This window comes from Tabrizicola sp. TH137 (assembly GCF_002855575.1).
Taxonomy (GTDB): Bacteria; Pseudomonadota; Alphaproteobacteria; order Rhodobacterales; family Rhodobacteraceae; genus Paragemmobacter.
The window spans coordinates 334,690-358,667 of the sequence record NZ_PKRQ01000002.1; the positions used below are offsets into that span (position 1 = coordinate 334,690).

Here is a 23,978-nt window from a genome sequence, read left to right on the forward strand (position 1 = left end):
CATGACAGCGCGGGAAGGAATCGTCGCCGCGGCACGCGGCTGGATCGGCACGCCCTATGTGCATCAGGCGAGTTGCCGGGGCGCGGGGGCGGATTGCCTTGGCCTGTTGCGCGGGGTCTGGCGCGAGGTGCTGGGGGCGGAGCCGGAGGCGGTGCCGGCCTATACGGCGGACTGGTCGGAAGCGGGGGGGCGCGAGGATCTGCTGGCGGCGGCCCGGCGCTGGTTGCGGCCGAGCGAGGGCGTGGCGGCGGGGCAGGTTCTGCTGTTCCGGATGCGCGAAGGGGCGGTGGCCAAGCATCTGGGGATACAGGCCGGGACCGGGGCGGGGGCGAGTTTCGTACATGCCTATGCCGGGCATGGCGTGGTGGAAAGCCCGCTGTCGGAGCCCTGGGCGCGGCGGGTGGTGGCGCGGTTCGATTTTCCGTTGGGAGTGTGAGTTATGGCGACCTTGATCCTGGGCGCGGCGGGGGCCTTCATCGGTTCGGGCTTTGGCGGCACGGTGCTGGGCCTGTCGGGCGCGGTGATCGGGCGGGCGGTGGGCGCGACCATCGGGCGGGCCATCGACTCGCGTCTCATGGGGGCGGGGTCGGAGGCGGTGTCGGTGGAGACGGCGCGGCTGGACCGGCTCCGGGTGATGATATCGGGCGAGGGCGGGGCCTTGCCGGTGGTCTGGGGCCGGATGCGGGTGGGCGGGCAAGTGATCTGGTGTTCGCCCTTTACCGAGCATGTGACCCATAGCCAGAGCCAGAGCCAAAGCCAGACGCGCGGTGGCAAGGGCGGGTCGCGGTCCACCACCACGACGACGACGGTGACGAGCTACAGCTATAGCGTGAACCTGGCAGTGGCGCTGTGCGAGGGCGTGATCCAGGGCGTCGGGCGCATCTGGGCGGATGGGACGGAGGTGAACCCCGCCACGGTGACCCTGCGCGTCTATCCCGGTGACGAGGTGCAACTTCCCGATCCCAAGATCTCTGCGCTGGAGGGGGACGAGCAGGCGCCCGCCTATCGCGGCACGGCCTATGTGGTGTTCGAGGACCTGATGCTGGAGGCCTATGGCAACCGGGTGCCGCAATTCACCTTTGAGGTGCTGCGCGAGGCGCAGGGCGAGCTTGCGGCGCAGGTGGCGCCTTTTGCCCGCGCGGTGCGGGCGGTGGCGCTTATCCCGGGGACGGGGGAATATGCGCTGGCGACGGAGCGGGTGCTGCTGTCGGGTGGCGGCGGCGGGGTGACGGTCGCCAATCAGCACAGCGCGGCGGGACCCTGCGACATGGCGGTGTCGCTGGCGCAGATGCGGCGGGAATTGCCGGACCTGGGTGCGGTGTCGGTGGTGGTGTCCTGGTTCGGCGACGATCTGCGCTGCGGGCAGTGCAAGGTGAAGCCCAAGGTCGAGACGCGGGGCCATGACGGCACGCGGATGCCGTGGCGGGCGGGGGGCATCTCGCGGGCGGAGGCCGAGGTCCTGGCGCAGGAGGCGGGGAAGTCGATCTATGGCGGCACGCCGGCAGATGGCGCGGTGATCGAGGCGATCAGGGCGATCCGGGCGGGCGGGCAGGCGGTGATGTTCTATCCCTTCCTGTTGATGGAGCAATTGGCGGGCAATGCCCTGCCCGACCCCTATAGCGGGGCGCTGGGGCAGCCGGTGCGGCCCTGGCGGGGGCGGATCACGCTGTCTGTCGCGCCGGGGCGGGCGGGATCGCCTGACGGGACGGCGGCGGCAGTGGCGCAGGTGGCGGCCTGTTTCGGCCAGGCGATGCCGGGGCATTTCACGCGGGAAGGGGGCGCGGTGATTTATTCCGGCCCCCCCGATGACTGGGGCCTGCGCCGGATGATCCTGCATTATGCGCATCTCTGTGTGCTGGCGGGTGGGGTGGAGGCCTTCTGCATCGGATCGGAACTGCGCGGGCTGACGCAGATCCGGGGGCCGGGGCACAGCTTTCCGGCCGTGGCGGCGCTTGCCACGCTGGCGGGGGAGGTGCGGGCAATCCTCGGGCCTGGGGCGAAGATCAGCTATGCGGCGGATTGGAGCGAGTATTCCGGCTTTGCCCGCGACGGGAACCGGTATTTCCATCTGGATGATCTCTGGGCGCATCCGGCTGTCGATTTCATCGGGATCGACAATTACATGCCGCTGTCGGACTGGCGCGAGGGTGAAGAGCGGGCGGATGCGGACTGGCCGGGGGTGCATGACCTTGGCTATCTGCGCGCCAATGTGGCGGGGGGCGAGGGGTTCGACTGGTACTATGCCTCGGACGAAGGGGTGGCGGCGCAGCGGCGCGAGCCGATCACGGATGGGGAGCATGGCGAGCCCTGGATCTGGCGGGTGAAGGATCTGAAGAGCTGGTGGAGCCTGCCGCATCATCCCCGCATCGACGGGGTGCGGCTGGAGCAGGCCACGGGCTGGGTGCCGATGTCGAAACCGATCCGATTCACCGAATATGGGTGCCCGGCAATCGACCGGGGGACGAACCAGCCCAATCTGTTCTTCGATCCGGCCTCGTCGGAATCGGCGGTGCCGCGGGGATCGAGCGGGCAGCGCGATGACCTGATCCAGATGCAATATGTGCGCGCCTTCACTGCCCATTGGGCAGAGGCGGCGGCCAATCCGATATCGCCTCTTTATGGCGGGCGGATGGTGGACATGGATCATGCCTATCTCTGGGCCTGGGATGCGCGGCCCTATCCGGCCTTTCCCCTGCGCGGCGAGGTCTGGACGGATGGGCCGAATTACCAGCGGGGGCATTGGCTGAACGGGCGGGCGACGGCGCAGCCTCTTGAGGCGGTGATCTGCGAGATCGTGGAGCGCGCCGGTCTGGAGATGCCGGATGTCGGGGGGATGCAGGGCCTGTTGCGCGGCTATGCGCTGACCGAGACGGGGACGGCGCGGTCGGCTTTGCAACCTTTGCTGTTGGCCGGCGGGGTGGATGCGCTGGAGCGCGCGGGGCGGATGCGGTTCCTGTCGCGCGGGGCGCGGGTGGCGGCGGTTCTGGACGCGGCGGCGCTGGTGGCGGGCGAGGCGGGCGACCTGATCCGGCGGCGGGCGGCGGAGGCCGAGGGGACGGCGCGGTTGCGGCTGACCCATGCGGATGCGGAGGGGGATTATCAGCGGCTGGTGGTCGAGGCGAAGCGGCCGGGGGAGGAGGCGGTCTCGGCCATGGAGCAGGAGACGCCGGTTGCGCTTTTGCCCGAGGAGGCGCGGCGGCTGGCGGAGCGCTGGCTGTCGGAGTTGCGGGTGGGGCGCGAGGTGGCGGAGTTCACGCTGCCCCGGTCGCGGATCGGGCTGGGCGTTGGGGATGTGGTGGCGCTGGAGGGGCAGCGCTGGCGGATCGACCGGATGGAACAGGGCGAGGCCTTGCAGGTGGAGGCGGTGCGGGTGGAGCGCGGCGTCTATCTGCCCGGCCCGGATGGCGGCCTGCAAAGCCGGATCGCGCCTTTCGTGCCTGCGGTGCCGGTGGAGCCGGTCTTTCTGGACCTGCCGCTGATGGCGGGGGATGAGGTGGCCCATGCGCCGCATCTGGCGGTGGCGGCAGCGCCCTGGCCGGGGCGGGTGGCGGTCTGGTCTCCGGGGGATGGGGAGAGCTTTGCACTCAATTCCGTGCTGGGGGCGGCGGCGGTGATGGGGGAGAGCCAGAATGCCCTGGCGGCGGCACGCGGCGGGCTTTGGGATCGGGGGGAGCCGCTGGTGGTGCGCTTTGCGGCCGGGGCCGTGGAGGCGCGGGCCGAAGAGGCGGTGCTGAACGGGGCCAATCTTGCGGCGATCGGCGATGGGCGGGCGGATGGCTGGGAGTTGTTCCAGTTCGCCGGGGCGGAGCTGGTGGGGCCGCAAAGCTGGGCCTTGACGATGCGGCTGCGCGGGCAGGCAGGGACGGAAGGGGCGATGCCGGCCTTCTGGCCTGCGGGCAGCCGGGTGGTGCTGATGACGGGGGCGGTGGCGCAACTGTCGCTGCCTTTGTCTGCGCGGGGGTTGGAGCGGGTCTGGCGCGTGGGGGCAGCGGCGCGCGGGGTGGAGGATGCCGATGTGGTGGAGCGGCGGCTGGCCTTTGCCGGGCTGGGCCTGCGGCCCTATGCGGTGGCGCATCTGCGGGCCGAGGCGGTGGCGGGCGGGGTGCGGCTGACCTGGATCCGGCGGACGCGGATCGACGGGGATAGCTGGGAGTCGGTCGAGGTGCCGCTGGGGGAGGAGCGGGAGGCCTATCTGGTGGAGGTGCGGCAGGGGGCTGCGGTGCTGCGGCGGGTGGAAGTGACGGTGGCGGAATGGGTCTATCCGGCGGCTTGGCGGGCGGCGGATGGGCCGGTGGAGGTGGCGGTGGCGCAGCTTTCGGCGCGGTTCGGGGCGGGACCGGTTCGGCGGATCGCGCTCTGATGCGGCGGGTGCTGATCGGGGATGTGCTGGCGCTGGCGGCGTATCTGCGCGCTGGTCATCACGCGCAGGCGGAGCGGGTGCTGGCCGAGGCCCATGCGGCGCATCGCTATGCGCGGCGGTTCGGGCGGGGGCATCCGGTCTGGGGCAATGGCAGCGTGATGGCGCGGCTGGGACCGGGGCGGTTGCCGGTCGCGCTGGACGCCCCGGCCCTGCTGGCGATGGGGGCGGCCTGTGCGGCGCTGGCGCGGTGGAAGCTTAGACCATGGTTGGCCTGTCCAGCGCCGTGTCTATATGATATGCGGGTGTTTCGATATGGAGGGCGCGTCATGGCCGAAGTGAAGGCGAAAGTCACCACGGTTGATCCGGTCTGGTCGCGGGTCTGCGACGAGGCGCGGGAGGCGATTGCGTCCGAGCCGCTGCTGGGTGGGCTGATCCATTCGAGCCTTCTGCACCATTCCAGCATGGAACGGGCGCTGGCCTATCGGTTTTCGCTGAAGCTGGCCTCGGGCGAGATGAGCGAGCAGATCCTGCGCGAGATCGCGGATCGCGCCTATGACAGCGACCCGGAACTGGGTGCGGCGGCGCGGGCGGACCTGATGGCGGTCTATGACCGCGACCCGGCCTGCCACCGGTTCATCCAGCCGATCCTGTTCTTCAAGGGATATCAGGCGGTGCAGGCCTATCGCATCGGCCATTGGCTGTGGATGCAGGGGCGCAAGGACCTTGCCTATTTCGTGCAGATGCGGGTTTCGGAAGTGTTCGGCGTGGATATCCACCCGGCGGCGCGGGTGGGCAAGGGGCTGATGATCGACCATGCCCATTCCATCGTGATCGGCGAGACGGCGGTGGTCGGCGACAATGTGTCGATGCTGCATTCCGTGACGCTGGGCGGGACGGGCAAAGAGGATGGCGACCGGCATCCCAAGATCGGCAATGGCGTGCTGATCGGGGCAGGGGCGAAGGTGTTGGGCAATATCACCATCGGCAACTGCTCGCGCATCGCGGCGGGGTCGGTGGTGTTGCAGGACATCCCGCCGATGAAGACGGTGGCGGGTGTTCCGGCCAAGATCGTGGGCGAGGCGGGCTGTTCGCAACCTGCCGTGTCGATGGATCACAAGCTGACGGGCTGCGTGGACTGCGACTGACGGTTTCCGTCCCTGCGGCGCGGTTGACGCAATTTACGAAAAAGCCCCCGGAAGCCATTGCTTTCGGGGGCTTTTTCCTTTTCCGAAGCCGTCTCAGGCGAGCATGGCCATCGGGTTTTCCAGATTGTCCACGATAGCCTGCATCAATTGCGCGCCAAGCGCTCCGTCGATGACGCGGTGATCGACCGAGAGGGTCATGGACATGACCGTGGCCACGCCGATGCTGCCATCCTTCATCACCACCGGTTTCTTAAGGCCCGCGCCGACGGCGAGGATCGCGCCATGGGGCGGGTTGATGACGGCATCGAAATTCTCGATCCCCATCATGCCGAGGTTTGAGATGGCGAAGCTGCCGCCCTGATATTCATGGGGGGCGAGCTTCTTCGTCTTGGCGCGGGTGGCGAGGTCCTTCATTTCCGCCGAGAGGGTGGAGAGCGACTTCTGGTCGGCGTCCTTGAGGACGGGGGTGAAGAGGCCCCCTTCCACCGCGACGGCGACGGCCACGTCGGAAGGCTTCAGCTTCAGCATCCGGTCGCCCGCCCAGACGGCATTGGCATCCGGCACGGCCTGAAGCGCGAGCGCGCAGGCCTTGATGATGAAGTCATTGACCGAGAGCTTCACGCCACGGGTTTCAAGCTGCTTGTTGAGCTGTTCGCGGAAGGCCATCAGCGCATCCAGACGCACTTCACGCCGGAGGTAGAAATGCGGGATGGTCTGCTTGGCTTCGGTCAGGCGCGCCGCGATGGTGCGGCGCATGCCATCAAGCGGAACCTCGGTGAAGGTCCGGCCCTGATACATTTTCAGGACGGTTTCCGTGGCCGGGCCAGTGGGCATGGCTGCCGGGGCGGCGGCAGGGGCCGGGGCGGCCGGGGCCGCAGCCGGAGCCGCGGAAGCCGCCACGGGTTTCGCGCCTTCCACATCGGCCTTGACGATGCGGCCATGGGGGCCGGAGCCTTGCACCTTGGTCAGGTCCAGCCCCTTTTCCGCCGCGATGCGACGGGCGAGGGGGGAGGCGAAGACGCGGGTGCCTGCGACTTTGGGCGCGGCAGGGGCAGGGGCCGCCGCCGCAACCGGGGCCGCCACGGGTGCGGCGGCCGGGGCTGCTGTCTTGACCGGGGCCGGGGCGGCATCGGCGCTTTCGCCTTCCTCGACCAGCACGGCGATGGGGGTATTGACCTTCACGCCCGCCGTGCCTTCGGCGACGAGGATCTTGCCGATGATGCCTTCATCCACGGCCTCGAATTCCATCGTGGCCTTGTCGGTTTCGATCTCTGCGATGATCTGGCCGGATTTGACGGTGTCGCCCGTCTTGACCAGCCATTTCGCCAGCGTGCCTTCCTCCATTGTCGGAGAGAGGGCGGGCATCAGAATCTCGGTTGCCATGATCCCCTCCCTTACCGGTAGCAGACGGATTTGACCGCGGCGACCACTTCGGCGGTCGTCGTGAGCGCGAGCTTTTCGAGGTTCGCGGCATAGGGCATCGGCACGTCTTTCCCGGTGCAGTTCACCACCGGCGCGTCGAGATGATCGAAGGCCTTCTGCATGATGGTGGCGGCGATGTGGTTGCCGATGGAGCCGACGGGGAAGCCTTCCTCGACCGTGACGCAGCGGTTGGTCTTCATCACCGAGGCGAGGACCGTGTCATAGTCGATGGGGCGCAGGGTGCGGAGGTTGATGACCTCGGCGCTGATGCCGTCTTTCGCCAGGTCATCGGCGGCCTGAAGCGCATAGGTCAGGCCGATGCCGAAGGAGACGATGGTGACATCGCTGCCTGCGCGCAGGATGGAGGCCTTGCCGAAGGGGATGGTGAAATCGCCCTCGGCCGGAACCTCGAACGAACGCCCGTAGAGGATTTCGTTTTCCAGGAAGATCACGGGGTTCGGATCGCGGATCGCGGATTTCAGCAGGCCCTTCGCATCGGCGGCGGAATAGGGCATGGCGACCTTGATGCCGGGAATGGCGGCATACCAGGCGGCGTAGTCCTGGCTGTGCTGGGCCGCCACGCGGGCGGCGGCGCCGTTCGGGCCGCGGAAGACGATGGGCGAGCCCATCTGGCCGCCGGACATGTAGAGCGTCTTGGCGGCGGAGTTGATGATGTGGTCGATGGCCTGCATGGCGAAGTTGAAGGTCATGAATTCCACGATGGGGCGAAGGCCGCCCCAGCTTGCGCCGACCGCGATGCCGGCAAAGCCGTGTTCGGTGATGGGCGTATCCACCACGCGCTTGGCGCCGAATTCATCCAAGAGACCTTGAGAAATCTTGTAGGCGCCCTGATATTCGCCGACCTCTTCGCCCATCAGGAAGACGGAAGGATCGGCGCGCATCTCTTCGGCCATGGCTTCGCGCAGGGCTTCGCGGACAGTCATGGTCTTGGTCGGCACGCCTTCGGGCAGGTCGGAATGGGGCCAGCCTTGGGCGGCCTGCGGTGCGGCGACCGGGGCGGGGGCTGCGGCCTGGGCGGCCACGGGCGCGGCGGGGGCTGCGGCGGCGGTGGCAGCCGGGGCAGGGGCGGCGTCGGCGGATTCGCCTTCCTCCACCAGCACGGCGATGGGCGTGTTGACCTTTACCGAGGCCGTGCCTTCGGCGACCAGCAGCTTGCCGATGATGCCTTCATCGACGGCTTCGAATTCCATCGTGGCCTTGTCGGTTTCGATCTCGGCGATGATCTGGCCGGATTTGACGGTGTCGCCTTCCTTGACCAGCCATTTGGCCAGGGTGCCTTCCTCCATCGTCGGGGAAAGCGCGGGCATGAGTACTTGCGTTGCCATCTGTCGTTCCCCCCTTACGCGTAGATATCCGTCCAGAGCTCCTCCAGCGGGGGCTCCGGGCTGTCTTTGGCGAATTCGGCGCTTTCGTTGACGAGCGCCTTGATCTCCTTGTCGATGGCCTTCAGGTCGTCATCCGAGGCGAGACCGCCCTGCAAGAGGAGGTCGCGCACATGTTCGATGGCGTCCTTTTCGGAGCGCATCTTTTCCACCTCTTCCCTCGTGCGATACTTGGCCGGGTCGGACATGGAATGGCCGCGATAGCGGTAGGTCATCATTTCAAGGATATAGGGGCCGTTGCCGGCGCGGCAGTGCGCGACGGCCTTTTCGCCGGCGGCCTTGACTGCAAGAACATCCATCCCGTCCACCTGTTCGCCGGGGATGCCATAGGCGAGGCCGCGGCCGAAGAGGGTGGTGGATTTGGTGGACCGTTTCACGCTGGTCCCCATCGCATATTGGTTGTTCTCGATCACGAAGATCACGGGAAGCGACCAGAGTTCGGCCATGTTGTAGGTCTCGTAGACCTGGCCCTGGTTGGCGGCGCCGTCGCCGAAATAGGCGAAGGTGACGTTGTCATTGCCCAGATACCTGTCGGCGAAGGCGAGGCCCGCCCCCAGCGGGACCTGCGCGCCCACGATCCCGTGGCCGCCGTAGAAGTGGCGCTCCTTCGAGAACATGTGCATGGAGCCGCCCTTGCCCTTGGAATAGCCGCCGATGCGGCCCGTGAGTTCGGCCATCACGCCCTTGGCATCCATGCCGCAGGCCAGCATGTGGCCATGGTCGCGGTAAGAGGTGATGCGCTTGTCGCCTTCCTTCGTCGCGGCTTCGAGGCCGACGACCACGGCTTCCTGCCCGATATAGAGGTGGCAGAAACCGCCGATCAGGCCCATGCCGTAAAGCTGACCCGCCTTCTCCTCGAAGCGGCGGATGAGAAGCATCTCGCGGTAGTATTTCAGAAGATCGTCCTTCGACACGTTCGGTCGATCGGCTGGCTTCTTCGCGGCCATCGGCGGTGTCCTCCCCTGGCAGGCTGCAAAAGTAGTTCAACGTTAAACGACCTATACGATATCGGGGAATGCTGGGTCAAAGCAAAAACGCCGCCCGGAAAAGGGGGCGGCGCATGGCTGCCATGCAGCGGAGGAAAGGGTGGGAAGGGGGGGTTACTGGATCACGATCTCATCGGCGCGGACATAGCCCAGCACGCTGCGGGCCTGTTCGTCGAGGAGGTCGATGTCGAGATAATCGTCGGAAAGGCGCTGGGTGCGGTTCTGCATGTCGGCCAGTTCGGCGGCGAGCCGGTCGCGTTCCGCCTTGAGCACCTCGGCCTCTGCGGCGATTTCGACCTGGCGAAACACGCCATAATCCCCCTGCACGGCGGCAAAGGTGAAATAGCTGCCCAGCGTGAATGCCATCAGCACATAGACCATGGCGCCAAGGGAGGGGCGGTTGGAAGTCTGGTTCATCTGCTCTCGCCATCATTCGCCCCTCTGTCGGGGACGCTTTGGGGATAATGGATCACAAAGACCGCCGCAGACCAAGAGCGAGGGGCCGACGGGCCGCCGACGGAGGCGCATCTGGGGCATCCGTGCCACAGCCCGGCAGGGTGCCGGGCCGTGGAGGAAGGCGGTCAGCCCGCGACGGAGGCGGACCAGATTCCTTCAATCGCGGCGGCAAGGGTGGCGTTGAAGGCGGTATCGGATTGCTGCGCGCTGAGCCCTTCGGTCAGGGCGCGGCTGAAGCTGGCGATGACGCCCGTGTTGCGCGCCAGGATGGCATTGGCCGCATCGCGTGCATGCCCGCCCGACAGGGCCACGACGCGCAGCACGCGGGGGTGTTTGACCAGCGGCAGATAGAAATTGTCCACCGTGGGAAGGGAAAGCTTGAGCATCACCTGCCGGTCCTGCGGCAGGGCATCCAGTGCCGCGATCAGGGCATCGCGGAGAATCGCCTCGGCCTCGGCCTTGTCGGGGATCGAGATGGTGACTTCGGGTTCCAGGATCGGCATCAGCCCGGCGTCGATGACCTGATGGCCAAGGGCGACCTGCTGGGCAACGATCGCCTCGATCCCTTTCGGGTTCGCGGCGCTGATGACCGACCGTTCCTTGGTGCCGAAGATTCCCGCCGCCACGGCCCGCGCCAGCAGCGCCTCCAGCCCCGGAATCGGTTTCATCAGTTGCACGCCGTCGGCCTCTGCCTCCAGCCCCTTGTCGATCTTGAGGAAGGGGACGACGCCGCGCTTCTGCCACAGGAAGGTGGCTGTGGGGATGCCTTCGACCATCCGGTCCATCGTCTGTTCGAAGAGGATCGCCCCGATCACCTTTTCGCCGGTGAAGGCGGGCGAGGTCATGATGCGGGCGCGCATGGCATGCATCAGGTCGAACATTTCGGCTTCGGTCGTCCAGGCGTCTTCGGCGATGCCGTATTGGCGCAGGGCCTTGGGGGTGGAGCCGCCGGACTGGTCGAGCGCGGCGATGAAGCCATGTCCTTCGCGCATTTTTGCGGTCATTGCGGCGGTGGTCATGGCTTTCTCCCTGTGAACTGCGTTGATCCCGCACATATCGCAGGCCCTGCCGGGCCCGCAATGCAGTTAGCGCCAACGTTGGGGCGGTTTTTCCCGCCGTGCCGCGCGTCAGCCCATCAGGGCCGCGACGCCGGGCAGTTCCTTGCCTTCCATCCATTCGAGGAAGGCGCCCCCGGCGGTGGAAATGAAGGTGAAGCTGTCGGCAGCGCCTGCGGCGTTGAGGGCGGCGACGGTGTCGCCCCCGCCCGCGACCGAGACGAGCTTGCCTGCCTGCGTCAGGCGGGCGGCGGCCTGTGCCGCGGCATTGGTGGCGGTGTCGAAGGGCTTGATCTCGAACGCGCCGAGGGGGCCGTTCCAGATCAGGGTCTTTGCGGACTCGAAGACTGCGGTCAGGGCGGCGACGGTTGCGGGGCCTGCGTCAAGGATCATCGCATCGGCCGGGCAGGCGGTGGCGGCGACGGTTTCGCTGGCGGCGCCTGCCTTGAATTCGCGGGCGACGACCACATCCACGGGCAGGTGGATGGTGCAGCCTGCCGCCTTGGCCTTGTGCAGGATTTCGCGGGCGGTATCGGCCATGTCGCGTTCGGCGAGGGATTTGCCGACTTCGATGCCTTGCGCCACGAGGAAGGTGTTGGCCATGCCGCCGCCGATCACCAGATGATCGACCTTGGTCACGAGGTTGCCGAGCAGGTCCAGCTTGGTGGAGACCTTGGCACCGCCGACCACGGCGACGACGGGGCGGACGGGCGTGCCGAGCGCTGCTTCGAGGGCCTTGAGTTCCGCCTCCATCAGGCGGCCAGCGGCGGCGGGGCGCAGATGGGCGAGGCCCGCCGTGGAGGCATGGGCGCGGTGCGCGGCGGAGAAGGCATCGTTCACATAGATGTCGCCGAGCGCGGCCATGGCTTCGGCCAGTGCGGGATCGTTCTTTTCCTCGCCGGCGTGGAAACGGGTGTTTTCCAGCAGCACGACCTCGCCCGGACCGGCGGCGGCGATGGCGTCCCTTGCGGCATCGCCCACGCAATCCGCACCGAAGACGACCTTGCGGCCAAGCGCGGATTCAAGCGCGGGCTGGACGTGGCGCAGGCTCATCTCCGGGACGACCTTGCCCTTGGGCCGGTCGAAATGGGCGAGCAGGACGGGTTTGCCGCCGCGGGCGATGATGTCTTCGACAGTGGGGACGATCTTTTCGATCCGCGTGGCGTCGGTGACGCGGCCATCCTCCATCGGCACGTTGATATCCACGCGCAGGAGCACGGTCTTGCCCGCCAGCGCCACGTCGTCGAGCGTCTTCCAGCCCATGATTGCCTCCGTCATCGGGTCCTGCCCCTCTTTCCGTTGCTTCGGCCCGGTCGTCAACCGTGCCGCAGGCGGGAATCGCCATTCGCCCTTTCCTTGCCGCCCCGGCGCCATTAGGTTCCCGGCCAGACAAAACCGGAAGGAAAGCCCTATGGCCGAGATCAAGGATCCCGAGAACACGATCATCCTCACGCTGAAGGACGGCGAGGTGGTGATCGAGCTTCTTACCGATATCGCCCCCAAACATTGCGAGCGCATGAAGGTTCTGGCCCGCGAGAAGGCCTATGACAACGTGGCCTTCCATCGGGTCATCGACGGCTTCATGGCGCAGACGGGCGATGTGGAGAACGGGAATATGGAGAAGGATTTCAACCTGCGCCGGGCTGGCACGGGCGGGTCTGCCCATCCTGACCTTCCGGCCGAGTTCAGCCGCATCCCGCATGATCGCGGCACGCTGGGCGCGGCGCGGTCGGCCAATCCGAATTCGGCCAACAGCCAGTTCTTCATCAACTTTACCGACAACCATTTCCTGAACGGGCAATACACGGTCTATGGCCGGGTGATCTCGGGCATGGCGCATGTGGACAAGATCACGCGGGGCGAGCCGCCGGCAAATCCCGATCGCATGGTGACGGTGCGGGTGGCTGCCGATGTCCTCTGATCGTTTCATCGTCGCGGGGTTTTTCGCCCTTGGTCTGGCCGCGATTGGCGGCTTTGCCCTGTCGCAGAGCGCCGAGGCGCAGGATGTGGTCGATGGTCCGGGCCCGAATCTGGTGATCGAGGTGGCCGGGTCCACCACGGGAACCATCGTCATCGACATGGCGTCGGACGTGGCACCGAACCATGTGGCGCAGATCACGGCGCTGGCCAAGGAAGGGGCCTATGATGGCGTCGTCTTCCATCGGGTGATCGACGGGTTCATGGCGCAGACGGGCGATGTGGAATTCGGCCGTCAGGGCGGTGACATGTCGATGGCGGGGATGGGCGGATCGGCCATGCCCGACCTTGCGGCGGAGTTTTCCTCCGTCAGCTTTGACCGGGGCGTGGTGGGCATGGCGCGGTCGATGGACCCGAACAGCGCCAACAGCCAGTTCTTCATAATGTTCGCCCCCGCGCCGCATCTGGACGGGCAATACACCGTCGTCGGGCGTGTCGTGTCGGGGATGGAGGTGGTCGATGCCATCAAGAAGGGCGATCAGGCCGCCAACGGGGCGGTGGATGCGCCGGATTACATGGCCAGCGTGACCGTCGTCGAATAGGGCGCTTGCCTGCGGGAAAAGCAAAAGGCCCTGCCGATGGCAGGGCCTTTATCATTGGTGCGGGCGGATCAGCCGCGGGCGCGACGGCCGCCGCGGCGGCCGCTGGCGGCCTGCGAGGCGGCGGCGGAGGCTTCGGCAAAGCTCATCCCGCCTTCGACGGCCTCCAGCACCTTGGCGAAGCGGATCCATTCGCCGCCATTCGGATCGTGGTTCATCAGGAAGTTGGCGGCGCGGATCGCCTCCATCTCTTGCTGGCGGACGGGGTTCATGATGGCCGAGGTCATGCCCGCGCCGATGGCCATCGGCAGGAAGGCCCCGTTGATGCCATGGCGGTGGGGCAGACCGAAGGAGATGTTGGAGGCGCCGCAGGTGGTGTTCACGCCAAGCTCATCGCGCAGGCGGCGGACGAGGGCGAAGACCTGCTGACCGGCCGAGGCCATGGCGCCCACGGGCATGACCAGCGGATCGACCACGATGTCATGCGCCGGGATGCCATGGTCGGCGGCGCGTTCTACGATCTTCTTGGCCACGGCGAAGCGGACATCGGGATCGGGCGAGATGCCGGTATCATCGTTCGAGATGGCGACGACGGGGACGTTGTACTTCTTGACCAGCGGCAGGACGAGTTCCAGACGCTCTTCCTCGCCGGTGACGGAGTTCAGGAGGGGGCGGCCTTCGCAGGCGGCGAGGCCCGCTTCCAGCGCGGCGGGAACCGAGCTGTCGATGCAGAGCGGCACGTCGACCGTCTGTTGCACGATTTCGATGAGGGCCTTCATCAGCGGGGGTTCGACAAAGTTGTTGTCGGCATAGCGCGGGTCTTCGGCCATCTTGTTGGTGAAGACCGCGCCGGAGTTCACGTCCAGCACCGTCGCCCCGCAGGCGACCTGTTCCAGCGCGTCCTTGATGACGGTTTCGTAATTCCCCGCCTCCAGTTCGGCGGCGAGTTTCTTGCGGCCCGTCGGGTTGATGCGTTCGCCGATCACGCAGAACGGTTCATCGAAGCCGATGATCACGGTTTTCGTTTTTGATTCCAGAACGGTACGGGTCATCGTTGAACCTTTTCTCAGGCGTTTGCGGGGCGGCCGGAGGCGCCGCCGTTTTCAGTTGTCCAGGTGGCATTGGTCTTGATGCCGCCGAGGGGGAAGAAGTGGACGGATTCGATCCCGAAATCGGGGTTCTTCGCCTTGTGCGCGGCCAGCGCCGCCACGAATTCGGTGGGTTCGTAGGGAAGAAGAAGTTTCGTCACGTCCATCGCGCGCTTCTGGAGAACCCGAAGCGACGGGCCGACGCCACAGGCGATGGCGAATTTGATGAGGGTCTGGAGTTTCGCGGGGCCTGCCACGCCGATATGCACCGGCAGCGCGATCCCCTCGGCCTTCAGCCGATCCACCCAGGCGATGACGGGTTCGGCCTCGAAGCAGAACTGGGTTGCCATGGCCATCTTGGCATCCGTGCGTTCGGCGAAGGCGGATTTCCAGCGCGCGGCCTCCATCACCATCTTGTCCGATCCGTCGGGGTCGATGTCCTTGTTGCCTTCGGGATGGCCCGCGACATGGAGCCGTTCGAAGCCGTCGAAGGCCCCCGATTCAAGGAGTTGCATGGAGGTGTGGAAGTCGCCCACCGGTTGCGACACGCCGCCGGCAAGGATCAGGCCCTGTTTCACATCCGCCTCGCCCTTGTAGCGGGCGACCCAATCCTGGAGCGTGGCCTTGTCCTTGATGATGCGGGCCGGGAAATGCGGCATCACCGGGAAACCTTCGGCATTCAGCCGCCGCGCCGTGGCCACCATGTCTTCGATGTCCGTGCCGTCGATATGGGCGATATAGACGCGGGTGCCTGCGGGCAGGATGTCGCGGAAGTTTTCCACCTTTTCGGCGGTGCGGGGCATCACCTCGATGGAAAAGCCCTTGAGGAAGGCTTCCAGTTCGGCGGTGCTGTCGGAGGCGGGGGCGGCGGCCTCGCGGCGGAAGTTGAACAGGGCCATCAGGCTCTCCCTCAGGGTCATGGGCATCGGGGGCGGGTCAGGCTTTCGCCCAACCCTCGGAATCGATCAGCGCCTTGAGGCGCGCAGTGTCATATTCGGCTTCAAGGCGGGCGGCTTCGGACTTGGCGATGTCATCCTGATCGCCTTCCACCTCATAGGGGGCGGCTTTGCGCCATTCGGCAAGGTAGCTGTCGGTATCGCGGGCGCCGACCTTCATGGCGCAGCGGTCGATGGCCTGTTCGAAGCGTTCGGTCAGTTGAACCTTGGCGCCCCGGCGGCCCTTGCCCACGATGACCTGGGCGGGAATGTCGCGCCAATAGACGATGGTGACTTCGGGCATTCGATTCCCTCGCGGTTGCTGACCCTGTTGATAGCGCCGATCCCCGACAGCCGATGTCGGTTTTCGACATGGTGCGCGCGGAAGGCGACCCCGGCCTCCGGCAGGGCGGAGGTAGCGCAAATGCGCCACGCTGGCGATGCTGGACGGGGGCGGGAGGCGTGAAAAGTTTTCATTCAAATGATGAGGTGAAACGAAAGCGGCATCGGCCTGTCACCTTCGCTTGCCTTGGGGGGCGAAAGGCGGCTACGATCAGAGCAACCACAGATGGAGGGCGGTGATGACGCCCGAGCGTCCCCAGGGGGCGGACGCGATCCCGCAGCGCATGGCTGTGCCCGAGGGCGCATTGCCTGCGGTTGAACCGTCAGCCTCCCATCCGCCGGGGGCGGGCGCGCTTTATGCGGCGCTCGACCTTGGCACGAACAGTTGCCGGATGCTGATTGCCCAGCCGAGGGGCAGTCAGTTTCAGGTCGTGGACAGTTTTTCCAAGACTGTCCAATTGGGCGTGGGGCTTGAAGCCTCGGGCCGCCTGTCGCGTGCGTCCATGGGGCGGACGGTGCAGGCGCTGCGCATCTGCCAGAAGAAGATCGAGAAGCACGGGGTGAAGCGGATGCGCCTCGTGGCGACGGAGGCGTGCCGCCGCGCGCGCAATGCCAAGGATTTCATCCGGCAGGTGCGGCGGGAGACCGGGCTTTCGCTGGAGATCATCGCGCCGGAGGAAGAGGCGCGGCTGGCGGTGATTTCCTGCGCGCCGCTGGTGAGCCCGCGGACGGAGCAATTGCTGGTCGTGGATATCGGCGGCGGGTCCACGGAACTTGTCTGGATCGACCTGTCGGGCGTGCCGCCGGAAGAGCGGGCGCGGTCGATCATGCGGCTGCATCGCGGGTTCCAGCCGCAGGGCGAACATGCGGCGCGGGTGGTGGACTGGATTTCCGTGCCGCTGGGCGTGGCGACGCTGAAGGACCAGTTCGGCGATGTCGAGGATGACGCGGCGCGATTCGCGCTGATGTCATGGTTCTTCGAGGAGAATCTGGCGAGTTTCTCGCCCTATAACGCGCAGCAGGCGCGGGACGGGTTCCAGATCATCGGAACCAGCGGGACGGTGACGACGGTCGCGGCGAGCTATCTGAACCTGCGCCGCTATGACCGGACGAAGGTGGACGGGTTGCAGATGACATCGGACCAGATTGATCTGGTGATCCGGGAGTATCTGCAACTCGGGCCCGAGGGACGGCGCACCGATCCGCGCATCGGGCGGGATCGCCATGCGCTGATCATGTCGGGGGCGGCTATCCTTCAGGCGCTGATGCGGATATGGCCGACGGATCGCCTGTCGGTGGCCGATCGCGGCCTGCGCGAGGGGCTGCTTTACGCACAGATGAGCGCGGATGGCGTTCTGGAGGACGGGCCTTACGCATGACGACGGGCAAGAACACATCGGGGCGCGGGCAGCGCGAATTGCGCGTGCGGGTCAAGACGGCGAAGGGGCGGAAGCTGTCTTCGACGCTCTGGCTGGAGCGGCAGTTGAACGATCCCTATGTCCAGCGGGCGAAGAAGGAAGGCTATCGCGGGCGCGCGGCCTTCAAGATCATCGAACTGGATGACAAGTACGGTTTCCTGAAGCCGGGGGCGCGGGTGGTGGATCTTGGCTGCGCGCCGGGCGGCTGGTGCCAGGTGGCGGTGGTGCGGGTTAATGCGCTGGGGCAGAACCCGAAGAAACCGGTGGGCACGGTCCTGGGCGTGGATCTTCAGGAGGTGGAGCCGATTCCGGGGGCGGAGCTGCACCAGCTCGACTTCCTGTCGGACGAGGCGGATGAAAAGGTGAAGGGCTGGCTGGGCGGTCGCGCCGATGTGGTGATGAGCGACATGGCCGCGGCGGCCTCGGGCCACAAGGCGACGGACCATCTGCGCATCGTGGCGCTGGTCGAGGCGGCGCTGGCCTTCGCCTTTGACGTGCTGGAGGATGGCGGGACCTTCGTGGCCAAGGTTCTGGCTGGCGGGGCCGAGAACGAGATGCAGTCGGTGCTGAAGCGGAATTTCCGCAAGGTTGCAAATGTGAAACCGCCGGCCTCGCGGTCGGACAGTTCCGAGAAGTTCGTGGTCGCGATGGGATATCGGGGCCGACAGGCCGAAGAGGGCGACGCCGAGGCATGAAAAAGGGGCGCCGTCAGCGCCCCCTGATGCCCCTGCGGGATCGGCGGTTTCCCGCTCAGCCGCCCCAATGGCGGACGGGACCGCAATCCATGTGAACGAAGTTCGAGCGGGAGTAGCGACCAACACCGCCAGAGGCGCAGGCCTCGGCCGCGCGGGCCATCTGGCTGACGGAGCGGGACTTCAGGCGCAGGTCGGCGGCCTGACCCTTCATGTGCAGCGAATTGCGGGCGACGCCGCGCGACTTGGACCGGAGCATGGCATTGGTCGCCGGGCTGCGATAGCCGGAGAGCAGCGTATAGGGTTCGGTCACATCCATCAGGCTATGGGCGGCGGCCATGATGTCGATGGTGCGGGCATCCATGTCGGTGCGGTCATTGGACCGCCAGTCGCGCATGAAGTGATTGATTTCCTTGAGAACTTCGGGGATGTACTCACCCTCGATCCAATAGATCGTGTCGATGCTTTCGCCGGTGCGGCCCGAATACATGCGGATGCGGCGGATATCGCCAGCCCCGCGCAGGAGGCCGAAAGCGTTGGAATAGGTTGGCGCTGCTGCCACGACAGTCGCCGCGAAGACACCCAGCAATCCCCGCCGCGTGACCCCAAGTCCGTTCGAATTTGTCATTCTGACGTTTGTCCCCGGTAAGTCGTCGCCGCCTTTTCAGAGCAGCTTTCGTGCCACTTATCCCCCAAGCGCAGGATGGTTATGGCACAGGTCGATTCGTCCCCCAAGTGCAGATTGGGGCGGTGTCGCCATTTCAGGGACAATCGGCAAATTTTTGCTGAACGCCATCTGCGCGCAGGGCGGAGGGGCGCCGGGGCGGCGGGCTTGTCGAATTCGGGACACGGATGCGAGATCGCCGCGATTTCAAGGCGGAACTTCATGGACTCCCCGGTTCGAATCGCACAAATTGCGGAAGAACAAGGACTTTGACGGATTTCGAGGAACGTGATGCTTTGCGATGGTACGGGTGGGAGGCAGGGCCGCAGGCTCGGGGCTGTGGTTCTTCTGTCCCTGACCCTGGGCCTGTCGCCGCTGGTCGGTCAGGCGGCCACATCGCCATTCGCGCAGGCCGTGGCCGTCGCGCTGTCCGAGGATGAGGCGCTGTCGGCCTATTACGCGTCGCGCGACTATCGCACGCTCTGGGCCGGGCCCGAGGATGCCGCCGCCCGTGCGGCCCTTTTTTCGGCATTGGACGGGGCCGCGGCCCATGGTCTGCCAACGGCGCGCTATGATGCGGCTGCGCTGCGCGCGGCCTTTGCCGCCGCCGTGACGGAGGGGGATCGCGGGCGTCTGGAAGTGCGCATGACGCGGGCCTTCCTCGCCTATGCCTCTGACGTGGCGACAGGTGTGCTGGACCCCGAAAAGGCCGATGCCGGCATTCATCGCACGGTGACGCGGCTTGATCCGTTGCGGCTTCTGGCGCGGGTGGAGGCGGGGGATGTGCAGGGTCTGCTGCGCGACCTGCCCCCGGACGCGCCGGAATATGCCCGCCTGATGAAGGAAAAGCTTCAGATCGAGGCGCAGATCGCGCGGGGCGGCTGGGGCGAGCCGCTGGCGATGGTGCCGCTTGCCGCCGGAGCCGAGGGCGCGGCGGTGGTGGCCCTGCGCGACCGTCTGGTCGCCATGGGATATCTGCGCCGTTCGGTGACAGCGGTCTATGACCGCGAGATGCAGGCCGCCGTGCAGCGGTTTCAACTGGATCACGGGCTGAGTGCCGATGGCACAGCCGATGAGGTGACGCTGGCGGAGATCAATGTCGCGCCCGAGGCGCGGGTGAAGTCGATCATCGTCGCGATGGAACGCCTGCGCTGGATGCATGACGTGGAGCGCGGCGCGCGGCATATCTGGGTGAACCTGCCCGATTTCACGGCCAAGATCGTGGATCATGGCAAGGTGACCTTCCAGACCCGTTCGGTCATCGGGAAGAATGTGCCGGATCAGCGCAGCCCGGAGTTTTCGGACGAGATGGATCACATGGTCATCAACCCGTCCTGGGGGGTGCCGCGGTCGATCATCGTGAAGGAATATCTGCCGCTCTTGCAGCGCAATCCGAATGCCGTGAGCCATCTTCAGGTGATCGACCGCAATGGTCACGTGGTGCCGCGCGGCGCGGTCAACTTTGCCGCCTATTCGGCGCGCAGCTTCCCCTTCGGCCTGCGTCAGCCGCCCTCGGATGGCAATGCGCTTGGGAAGGTGAAGTTCATGTTCCCCAATCCCTACAACATCTATCTGCACGACACGCCCGCGAAGGAACTGTTCGACCATGATGTCCGGGCCTATAGCCATGGCTGCATCCGGTTGGGCGATCCCTTCGATTTCGCCTATGCGCTGCTGGCGGCGCAGAGCGCCGATCCCAAGGCGCTGTTCCATGAGCATCTGGACAGCGACCGCGAGACGGTGGTGCGGTTCGACGAGAAACTGCCGGTCCATCTGGTCTATTTCACCGCATGGCCGACGGCCAAGGGCGAGATGACCTACCGGCGCGATGTCTATGGCCGTGACGCGCGGATCTTCGAGGCGCTGACCGAGGCCGGGGTGGCCTTGGGCGATGTTCAGGGGTAATCCCTTGGGCAGGATGCCCGACCGGAGACCCTGACCATGGCCCATACGATCCGAGACATCGCCGCAGCCCTTGGGGCCGAGGCGGCGGGCGACCTTGATCTTGTGGTCGAATGCGCGGCCGAGCCGTCGATGGCGGGGGTCGAGGCACTGGCCCTGGCGATGGATCCGAAATATGCGCCCGGCATCGCGCAGGGGCGGGCGCGGGCGGCGCTGCTTTGGCCGGGGGCGGATTGGCAGGGCCTTGGCCTGAAGGCCGCGATCTTTGCGCCGCGCGGACGGCTGGCCATGGCAGGGCTGAGCGTGTTGATGGACCGCGGCCCCGACATCGCCCCCGGCATTCATCCCATGACGGTGATCGACCCCGAGGCGGTGATCGGTGCAGGCGCGGCCATCGGCCCCTTCGTGACCATCGGCAAGGGGGCCGTGATCGGGCCGCGCGCGCGCATCGCATCGCATGTGTCGATTGCCGAGGGGGCGCGGATCGGGGCGGATGCGCTGATCCTTCAGGGGGCGCGGATCGGGGCGCGGGTCACGATCGGCGACCGCTTCATCTGCCAGCCCGGCGCGGTGGTGGGGGCGGATGGGTTTTCCTTCGTGACACCCGAGAAATCGGGGGTGGAGGAGATTCGCGAAACCCTGGGAGAGCGTGGCGAGATACGCGCGCAAAGCTGGACTCGCATCCATTCGCTGGGGGCCGTCACGCTGGGCGATGATGTGGAACTCGGGGCCAATGTCTGCATCGACCGGGGCACGATCCGCGATACCGTCATCGGATCGGGAACCAAGCTCGATAACCTTGTCCATGTCGGGCACAACGTGCAGGTGGGCCGGGATTGCCTGCTCTGCGGGCAGGTGGGCATCGCGGGATCGGCGCGGATCGGGGATCGGGTGGTGATGGGCGGCCAATGCGGGGTGAATGACAACATCTTTGTCGGCGATGACGTGATCGCCGGGGGGGCGACCAAGATCTTCACCAATGCGCCCGCCGGGCGGGTGCTGCTTGGCTATCCGGCGGTGAAGATGGAGACGCATGTGGAAATGCAGAAGGCGCTGCGCCGCCTGCCGCGGCTTGCCGCCCGCGTGGCCGAGATGGAGCGGATCGTGCTGCCGCCCCGGCCCGGCAAGAGCGGGGACGAGTAGGAGGTGGCGATGACGGTGCGCGAGAAGGTCATCGCGATCATCGCCGAGAAGGCGGTGCTGGATGCGTCGGATGTCACGCTGGACAGCAGCCTTGATGCGCTTGGGATGGATTCGCTGGCCATGGTCGAGGCGATCTTTGCGATGGAGGAGTGTTTCGACATCTCCATTCCATTCAATGCCAATGACCCCGAGGAGGGGCGGTTCGACATTTCCAGTGTCGGCAGCATCGTGGCGGCGGTCGAGGATCTGCTGGCGCAGAAGGTGACATGAGGCGGGTTGTCATCACCGGCGCGGGCACGGTGAATGCGCTAGCGCAGGATGTGCCGGGAACGCTTGCCGCCATGGCGGCGGGACGGGGCGCCATCGCGCCGCTTGCCGTTGCGGATGTGGACCGGCTTTCGGTGCGGATCGGGGCGGCTGTGCGCGGATGGGATGCGGGCGCGCATCTGACGCGGGCGCAACTGGCATCGACGGACCGTTTCGCGCAGTTCGCGCTGGTGGCGGCGGCGCAGGCGATGGCGCAATCGGGGCTGGAGGTCGACGCCGGGCTGGATGTCGGGGCGATCATCGGGACGGCGGGCGGCGGGCTGAGCACGTCGGATGCGGCCTATCGCGCGGTCTATGCCGAGGGGAAGAACCGCGTCGCCCCACTCACGGTGCCGAAGCTGATGCCCAATGCGGCGGCGGGCCAGCTTTCCATGGCGCATGGGCTGCGCGGACCGGTCTTTTCGCTGTCTTCCGCCTGCGCCAGTTCCAACCATTCCATCGCCCTGGCGTGCCAGCTCATCCGGGCGGGTATGGTGCGGGCCATGCTGGCGGGCGGGGCGGAGGCGATGCTCTGCTTCGGTGGCATCAAGGCCTGGGAGGGGTTGCGCGTGATGTCGGAGCGCGCCTGTCGCCCCTTCAGCCGGACGCGCGACGGGATGGTGCAGGGGGAAGGTGCGGCGGTCTTCGTGCTGGAAGAGCGCGCGGCGGCGCTGGCGCGCGGGGCGCCGATCCTTGCGGAAATCCTGGGGGTGGCGATGACGGCGGATGCAGGCGACCTGGTCGCGCCATCGCAGGCCGGTGCGGAAGGTGCGATGCGGGCGGCGCTGGCCGATGCGGGGCTGGAGCCTGCGGCCGTGGATTACATCAACGCCCATGGCACGGGTACGGCTGCGAATGACCGGACCGAGGCGGCGGCGATCCGCGCCGTCTTTGGCGCGGCGGTGCCGCCCGTCAGTTCCACCAAGGCCATGCATGGCCATGTCATGGGGGCGACAGGCGCGATCGAGCTTCTGGCCTGCCTGATGGCGCTGAACGACTCTGTCATCGCGCCGACGATCGGCTATGAGGAGGCTGATCCCGACTGCGATCTGGATGTGGTGCCGAATGTGGCGCGGCAGGGCGAGGTGCGGGTGGCGCTGTCCAACAGCTTTGCCTTCGGCGGGCTGAACGCGGTTCTGGTGGTTTCGCGCGGTTGAGCGCGCAGCAAAAAGGCGCGCGAGGAGGCCCCCGCGCGCCTTTCAAGTTTTCAGAGGTTCATTCCTGTGCTTCGGGCTCGGCGGCGCGGGTCGCGGCCACGGCTTCGAAACCGGCGGTGAAGCCGGCGAGCGAGATGTCCAGCGCCACGCTCTGATCCGGCGCGACGGCCGGGACGATGGTCATCACGGCCTTGCCGCCCTTGCGGAACGCGTCCACCTCTTCGGCGGTGAAGCCGACGCGGGCGACGCAACCCGCCTGCGAGCAGAAGGTGAAGGGATAGATCTTCGGCTGGGCATCATCGACGCCCAGGCGCAGACCGGCGGTCAGCAGCGTTTCAAGCGGAACGATGATCGTGGCACCGGCAGCCGCCTCGCCCCCTTCGGGAAGCGAGAACAGGCCGATCTCGGCGACCGAGGTGCCCTGACCATCCTGGAGAAGCTGGTAGAGCTGGCAGGGTTCGGTGCCGCTTTCCACCCGGACGCAACGCAGTTCCCAATCGTTGAAGGCCTCTTTCACATAGGAGGAGCCGGGGCCTTCCGCCGGTGCCTGGCCCATCGACAGCCCGTCGGCGGGAGCTTCGGCGGCCGCGCCTTCGGCAGGGGCTTCGGTGCTTTCCTGCGCCAGCGCCATGGAACCGCCGACTGCGGTAAGGCCAAGGGCCAGGGCGAGGGAAGCGGAACGGGGAAGGGAGAGCAATGACATCGGTCTGACCTCGTTTGGTTTGGCGGGGCCTTACCATGCGCGGGGGAGAGTGTCAGGCCCCAAATGCGTGATGGGCAAAGGCCAGCCGGGGCGCGAGGCGGCAATAGAAAAGGGCCGGTCACCCGGCCCTGATCTGTATCGTATTGTTTGCTCCCTGTCGGACTGGCCGACTTCATGACGGGACGCTAAGCGGGAATTCGCGGCCCGTCAACAGGGAATCTCAGCCGATCCGGGGCTGAAAACATTGGGGAATTCCTGTCCTTTCGGTCAAATCGGACCGCGCGG

22 protein-coding genes are annotated in these 23,978 nt (G+C 66.7%); 11 read left to right on the plus strand and 11 right to left on the minus strand.

Features of this window, described 5'->3' with window-relative positions:
- Position 1 precedes the first annotated feature (1 nt).
- The 3 genes from C0V75_RS07000 (at position 2) to cysE (ending at position 5,505) form a co-directional block, all read left to right on the plus strand.
- Positions 2-436: an NlpC/P60 family protein gene (locus C0V75_RS07000; protein ID WP_101920196.1), complete on the plus strand. Its 435-nt coding sequence runs from the start codon at positions 2-4 to the stop codon at positions 434-436.
- Between the two features lie 3 nt (positions 437-439).
- The gene (locus C0V75_RS07005; protein ID WP_101920197.1) at positions 440-4,360 is read left to right on the plus strand and encodes a glycoside hydrolase/phage tail family protein; all 3,921 of its coding nucleotides are present in this window, start codon (positions 440-442) and stop codon (positions 4,358-4,360) included.
- Between the two features lie 326 nt (positions 4,361-4,686).
- On the plus strand, positions 4,687-5,505 hold the full coding sequence (gene cysE, locus C0V75_RS07010) for a serine O-acetyltransferase (RefSeq protein WP_101920739.1): 819 nt from the start codon (positions 4,687-4,689) through the stop codon (positions 5,503-5,505).
- Between the two features lie 93 nt (positions 5,506-5,598).
- On the opposite strand, the gene C0V75_RS07015 is transcribed toward cysE, so the two are convergent.
- The 6 genes from C0V75_RS07015 to pgk all read right to left on the minus strand — a co-directional run bounded on the left by C0V75_RS07015 (position 5,599) and on the right by pgk (position 12,090).
- Entirely contained in the window at positions 5,599-6,888 is a 1,290-nt protein-coding gene (locus C0V75_RS07015) for a pyruvate dehydrogenase complex dihydrolipoamide acetyltransferase (RefSeq protein ID WP_101920198.1), read from the minus strand.
- A gap of 11 nt (positions 6,889-6,899) precedes the next feature.
- Positions 6,900-8,273: a pyruvate dehydrogenase complex E1 component subunit beta gene (locus tag C0V75_RS07020; RefSeq protein WP_101920199.1), complete on the minus strand. Its 1,374-nt coding sequence runs from the start codon at positions 8,271-8,273 to the stop codon at positions 6,900-6,902.
- Between the two features lie 14 nt (positions 8,274-8,287).
- Positions 8,288-9,277, minus strand: a complete 990-nt coding sequence (pdhA, locus tag C0V75_RS07025; RefSeq protein ID WP_101920200.1) for a pyruvate dehydrogenase (acetyl-transferring) E1 component subunit alpha — start codon at positions 9,275-9,277, stop codon at positions 8,288-8,290.
- Between the two features lie 153 nt (positions 9,278-9,430).
- Positions 9,431-9,733 (minus strand): septum formation initiator family protein, encoded by a 303-nt coding sequence (locus C0V75_RS07030; RefSeq protein ID WP_101920201.1) that lies wholly within the window; start codon positions 9,731-9,733, stop codon positions 9,431-9,433.
- A gap of 164 nt (positions 9,734-9,897) precedes the next feature.
- On the minus strand, positions 9,898-10,791 hold the full coding sequence (locus C0V75_RS07035) for a fructose bisphosphate aldolase (protein WP_101920202.1): 894 nt from the start codon (positions 10,789-10,791) through the stop codon (positions 9,898-9,900).
- A gap of 108 nt (positions 10,792-10,899) precedes the next feature.
- Entirely contained in the window at positions 10,900-12,090 is a 1,191-nt protein-coding gene (pgk, locus tag C0V75_RS07040; RefSeq protein ID WP_101920740.1) for a phosphoglycerate kinase, read from the minus strand.
- 148 nt (positions 12,091-12,238) lie between these two features.
- Here pgk and C0V75_RS07045 point away from each other — a divergent pair, with 148 nt between their 5' ends.
- The gene (locus C0V75_RS07045) at positions 12,239-12,748 is read left to right on the plus strand and encodes a peptidylprolyl isomerase (protein WP_101920203.1); all 510 of its coding nucleotides are present in this window, start codon (positions 12,239-12,241) and stop codon (positions 12,746-12,748) included.
- Positions 12,738-13,346: a peptidylprolyl isomerase gene (locus C0V75_RS07050; RefSeq protein WP_101920204.1), complete on the plus strand. Its 609-nt coding sequence runs from the start codon at positions 12,738-12,740 to the stop codon at positions 13,344-13,346. The genes C0V75_RS07045 and C0V75_RS07050 overlap by 11 nt, the downstream gene beginning before the upstream one ends.
- 68 nt (positions 13,347-13,414) lie before the next feature.
- Here the strand turns inward: C0V75_RS07050 and C0V75_RS07055 are convergent, their stop codons facing one another.
- From C0V75_RS07055 to C0V75_RS07065, 3 genes are read right to left on the minus strand one after another with little or no spacing between them, the layout of a single operon-like run.
- The gene (locus tag C0V75_RS07055) at positions 13,415-14,395 is read right to left on the minus strand and encodes a methyltetrahydrofolate cobalamin methyltransferase (protein WP_101920205.1); all 981 of its coding nucleotides are present in this window, start codon (positions 14,393-14,395) and stop codon (positions 13,415-13,417) included.
- A 14-nt stretch (positions 14,396-14,409) separates the two neighbouring features.
- Positions 14,410-15,330 carry a 5,10-methylenetetrahydrofolate reductase gene (locus tag C0V75_RS07060; protein ID WP_101920741.1) on the minus strand — a complete coding sequence of 307 codons (921 nt, stop codon included), beginning with the start codon at positions 15,328-15,330 and terminating at the stop codon, positions 14,410-14,412.
- Between the two features lie 37 nt (positions 15,331-15,367).
- The gene (locus C0V75_RS07065; protein ID WP_101920206.1) at positions 15,368-15,670 is read right to left on the minus strand and encodes a virulence factor; all 303 of its coding nucleotides are present in this window, start codon (positions 15,668-15,670) and stop codon (positions 15,368-15,370) included.
- Between the two features lie 277 nt (positions 15,671-15,947).
- Between C0V75_RS07065 and C0V75_RS07070 the strand changes: the two genes are divergently transcribed.
- A complete protein-coding gene (locus C0V75_RS07070) occupies positions 15,948-17,087 on the plus strand; it encodes a Ppx/GppA phosphatase family protein (RefSeq protein WP_101920207.1) in 1,140 nt (379 codons plus the stop codon).
- The gene (locus C0V75_RS07075; RefSeq protein WP_101920208.1) at positions 17,084-17,821 is read left to right on the plus strand and encodes an RlmE family RNA methyltransferase; all 738 of its coding nucleotides are present in this window, start codon (positions 17,084-17,086) and stop codon (positions 17,819-17,821) included. Before C0V75_RS07070 ends, C0V75_RS07075 begins: the two co-directional genes overlap by 4 nt.
- Before the next feature lie 55 nt (positions 17,822-17,876).
- On the opposite strand, the gene C0V75_RS07080 is transcribed toward C0V75_RS07075, so the two are convergent.
- Positions 17,877-18,446, minus strand: coding sequence for a DUF882 domain-containing protein (locus C0V75_RS07080; protein ID WP_101920209.1), 570 nt, complete (start codon positions 18,444-18,446; stop codon positions 17,877-17,879).
- Between the two features lie 327 nt (positions 18,447-18,773).
- Between C0V75_RS07080 and C0V75_RS07085 the strand changes: the two genes are divergently transcribed.
- The 4 genes from C0V75_RS07085 to C0V75_RS07100 are packed head-to-tail and all read left to right on the plus strand — an operon-like array spanning position 18,774 to position 22,990.
- Complete coding sequence (locus tag C0V75_RS07085; protein WP_101920210.1) at positions 18,774-20,387, plus strand: murein L,D-transpeptidase; 1,614 nt, start codon at positions 18,774-18,776, stop codon at positions 20,385-20,387.
- Positions 20,388-20,423: 36 nt separating this feature from the next.
- Positions 20,424-21,527: a UDP-3-O-(3-hydroxymyristoyl)glucosamine N-acyltransferase gene (locus tag C0V75_RS07090; RefSeq protein WP_101920211.1), complete on the plus strand. Its 1,104-nt coding sequence runs from the start codon at positions 20,424-20,426 to the stop codon at positions 21,525-21,527.
- A 9-nt stretch (positions 21,528-21,536) separates the two neighbouring features.
- Positions 21,537-21,797, plus strand: coding sequence for an acyl carrier protein (locus C0V75_RS07095; protein ID WP_101920212.1), 261 nt, complete (start codon positions 21,537-21,539; stop codon positions 21,795-21,797).
- Positions 21,794-22,990 (plus strand): beta-ketoacyl synthase, encoded by a 1,197-nt coding sequence (locus C0V75_RS07100; RefSeq protein ID WP_101920213.1) that lies wholly within the window; start codon positions 21,794-21,796, stop codon positions 22,988-22,990. Before C0V75_RS07095 ends, C0V75_RS07100 begins: the two co-directional genes overlap by 4 nt.
- A 58-nt stretch (positions 22,991-23,048) precedes the next feature.
- Here the strand turns inward: C0V75_RS07100 and C0V75_RS07105 are convergent, their stop codons facing one another.
- Positions 23,049-23,693: an invasion associated locus B family protein gene (locus C0V75_RS07105; RefSeq protein WP_101920214.1), complete on the minus strand. Its 645-nt coding sequence runs from the start codon at positions 23,691-23,693 to the stop codon at positions 23,049-23,051.
- Positions 23,694-23,978 lie beyond the last annotated feature (285 nt).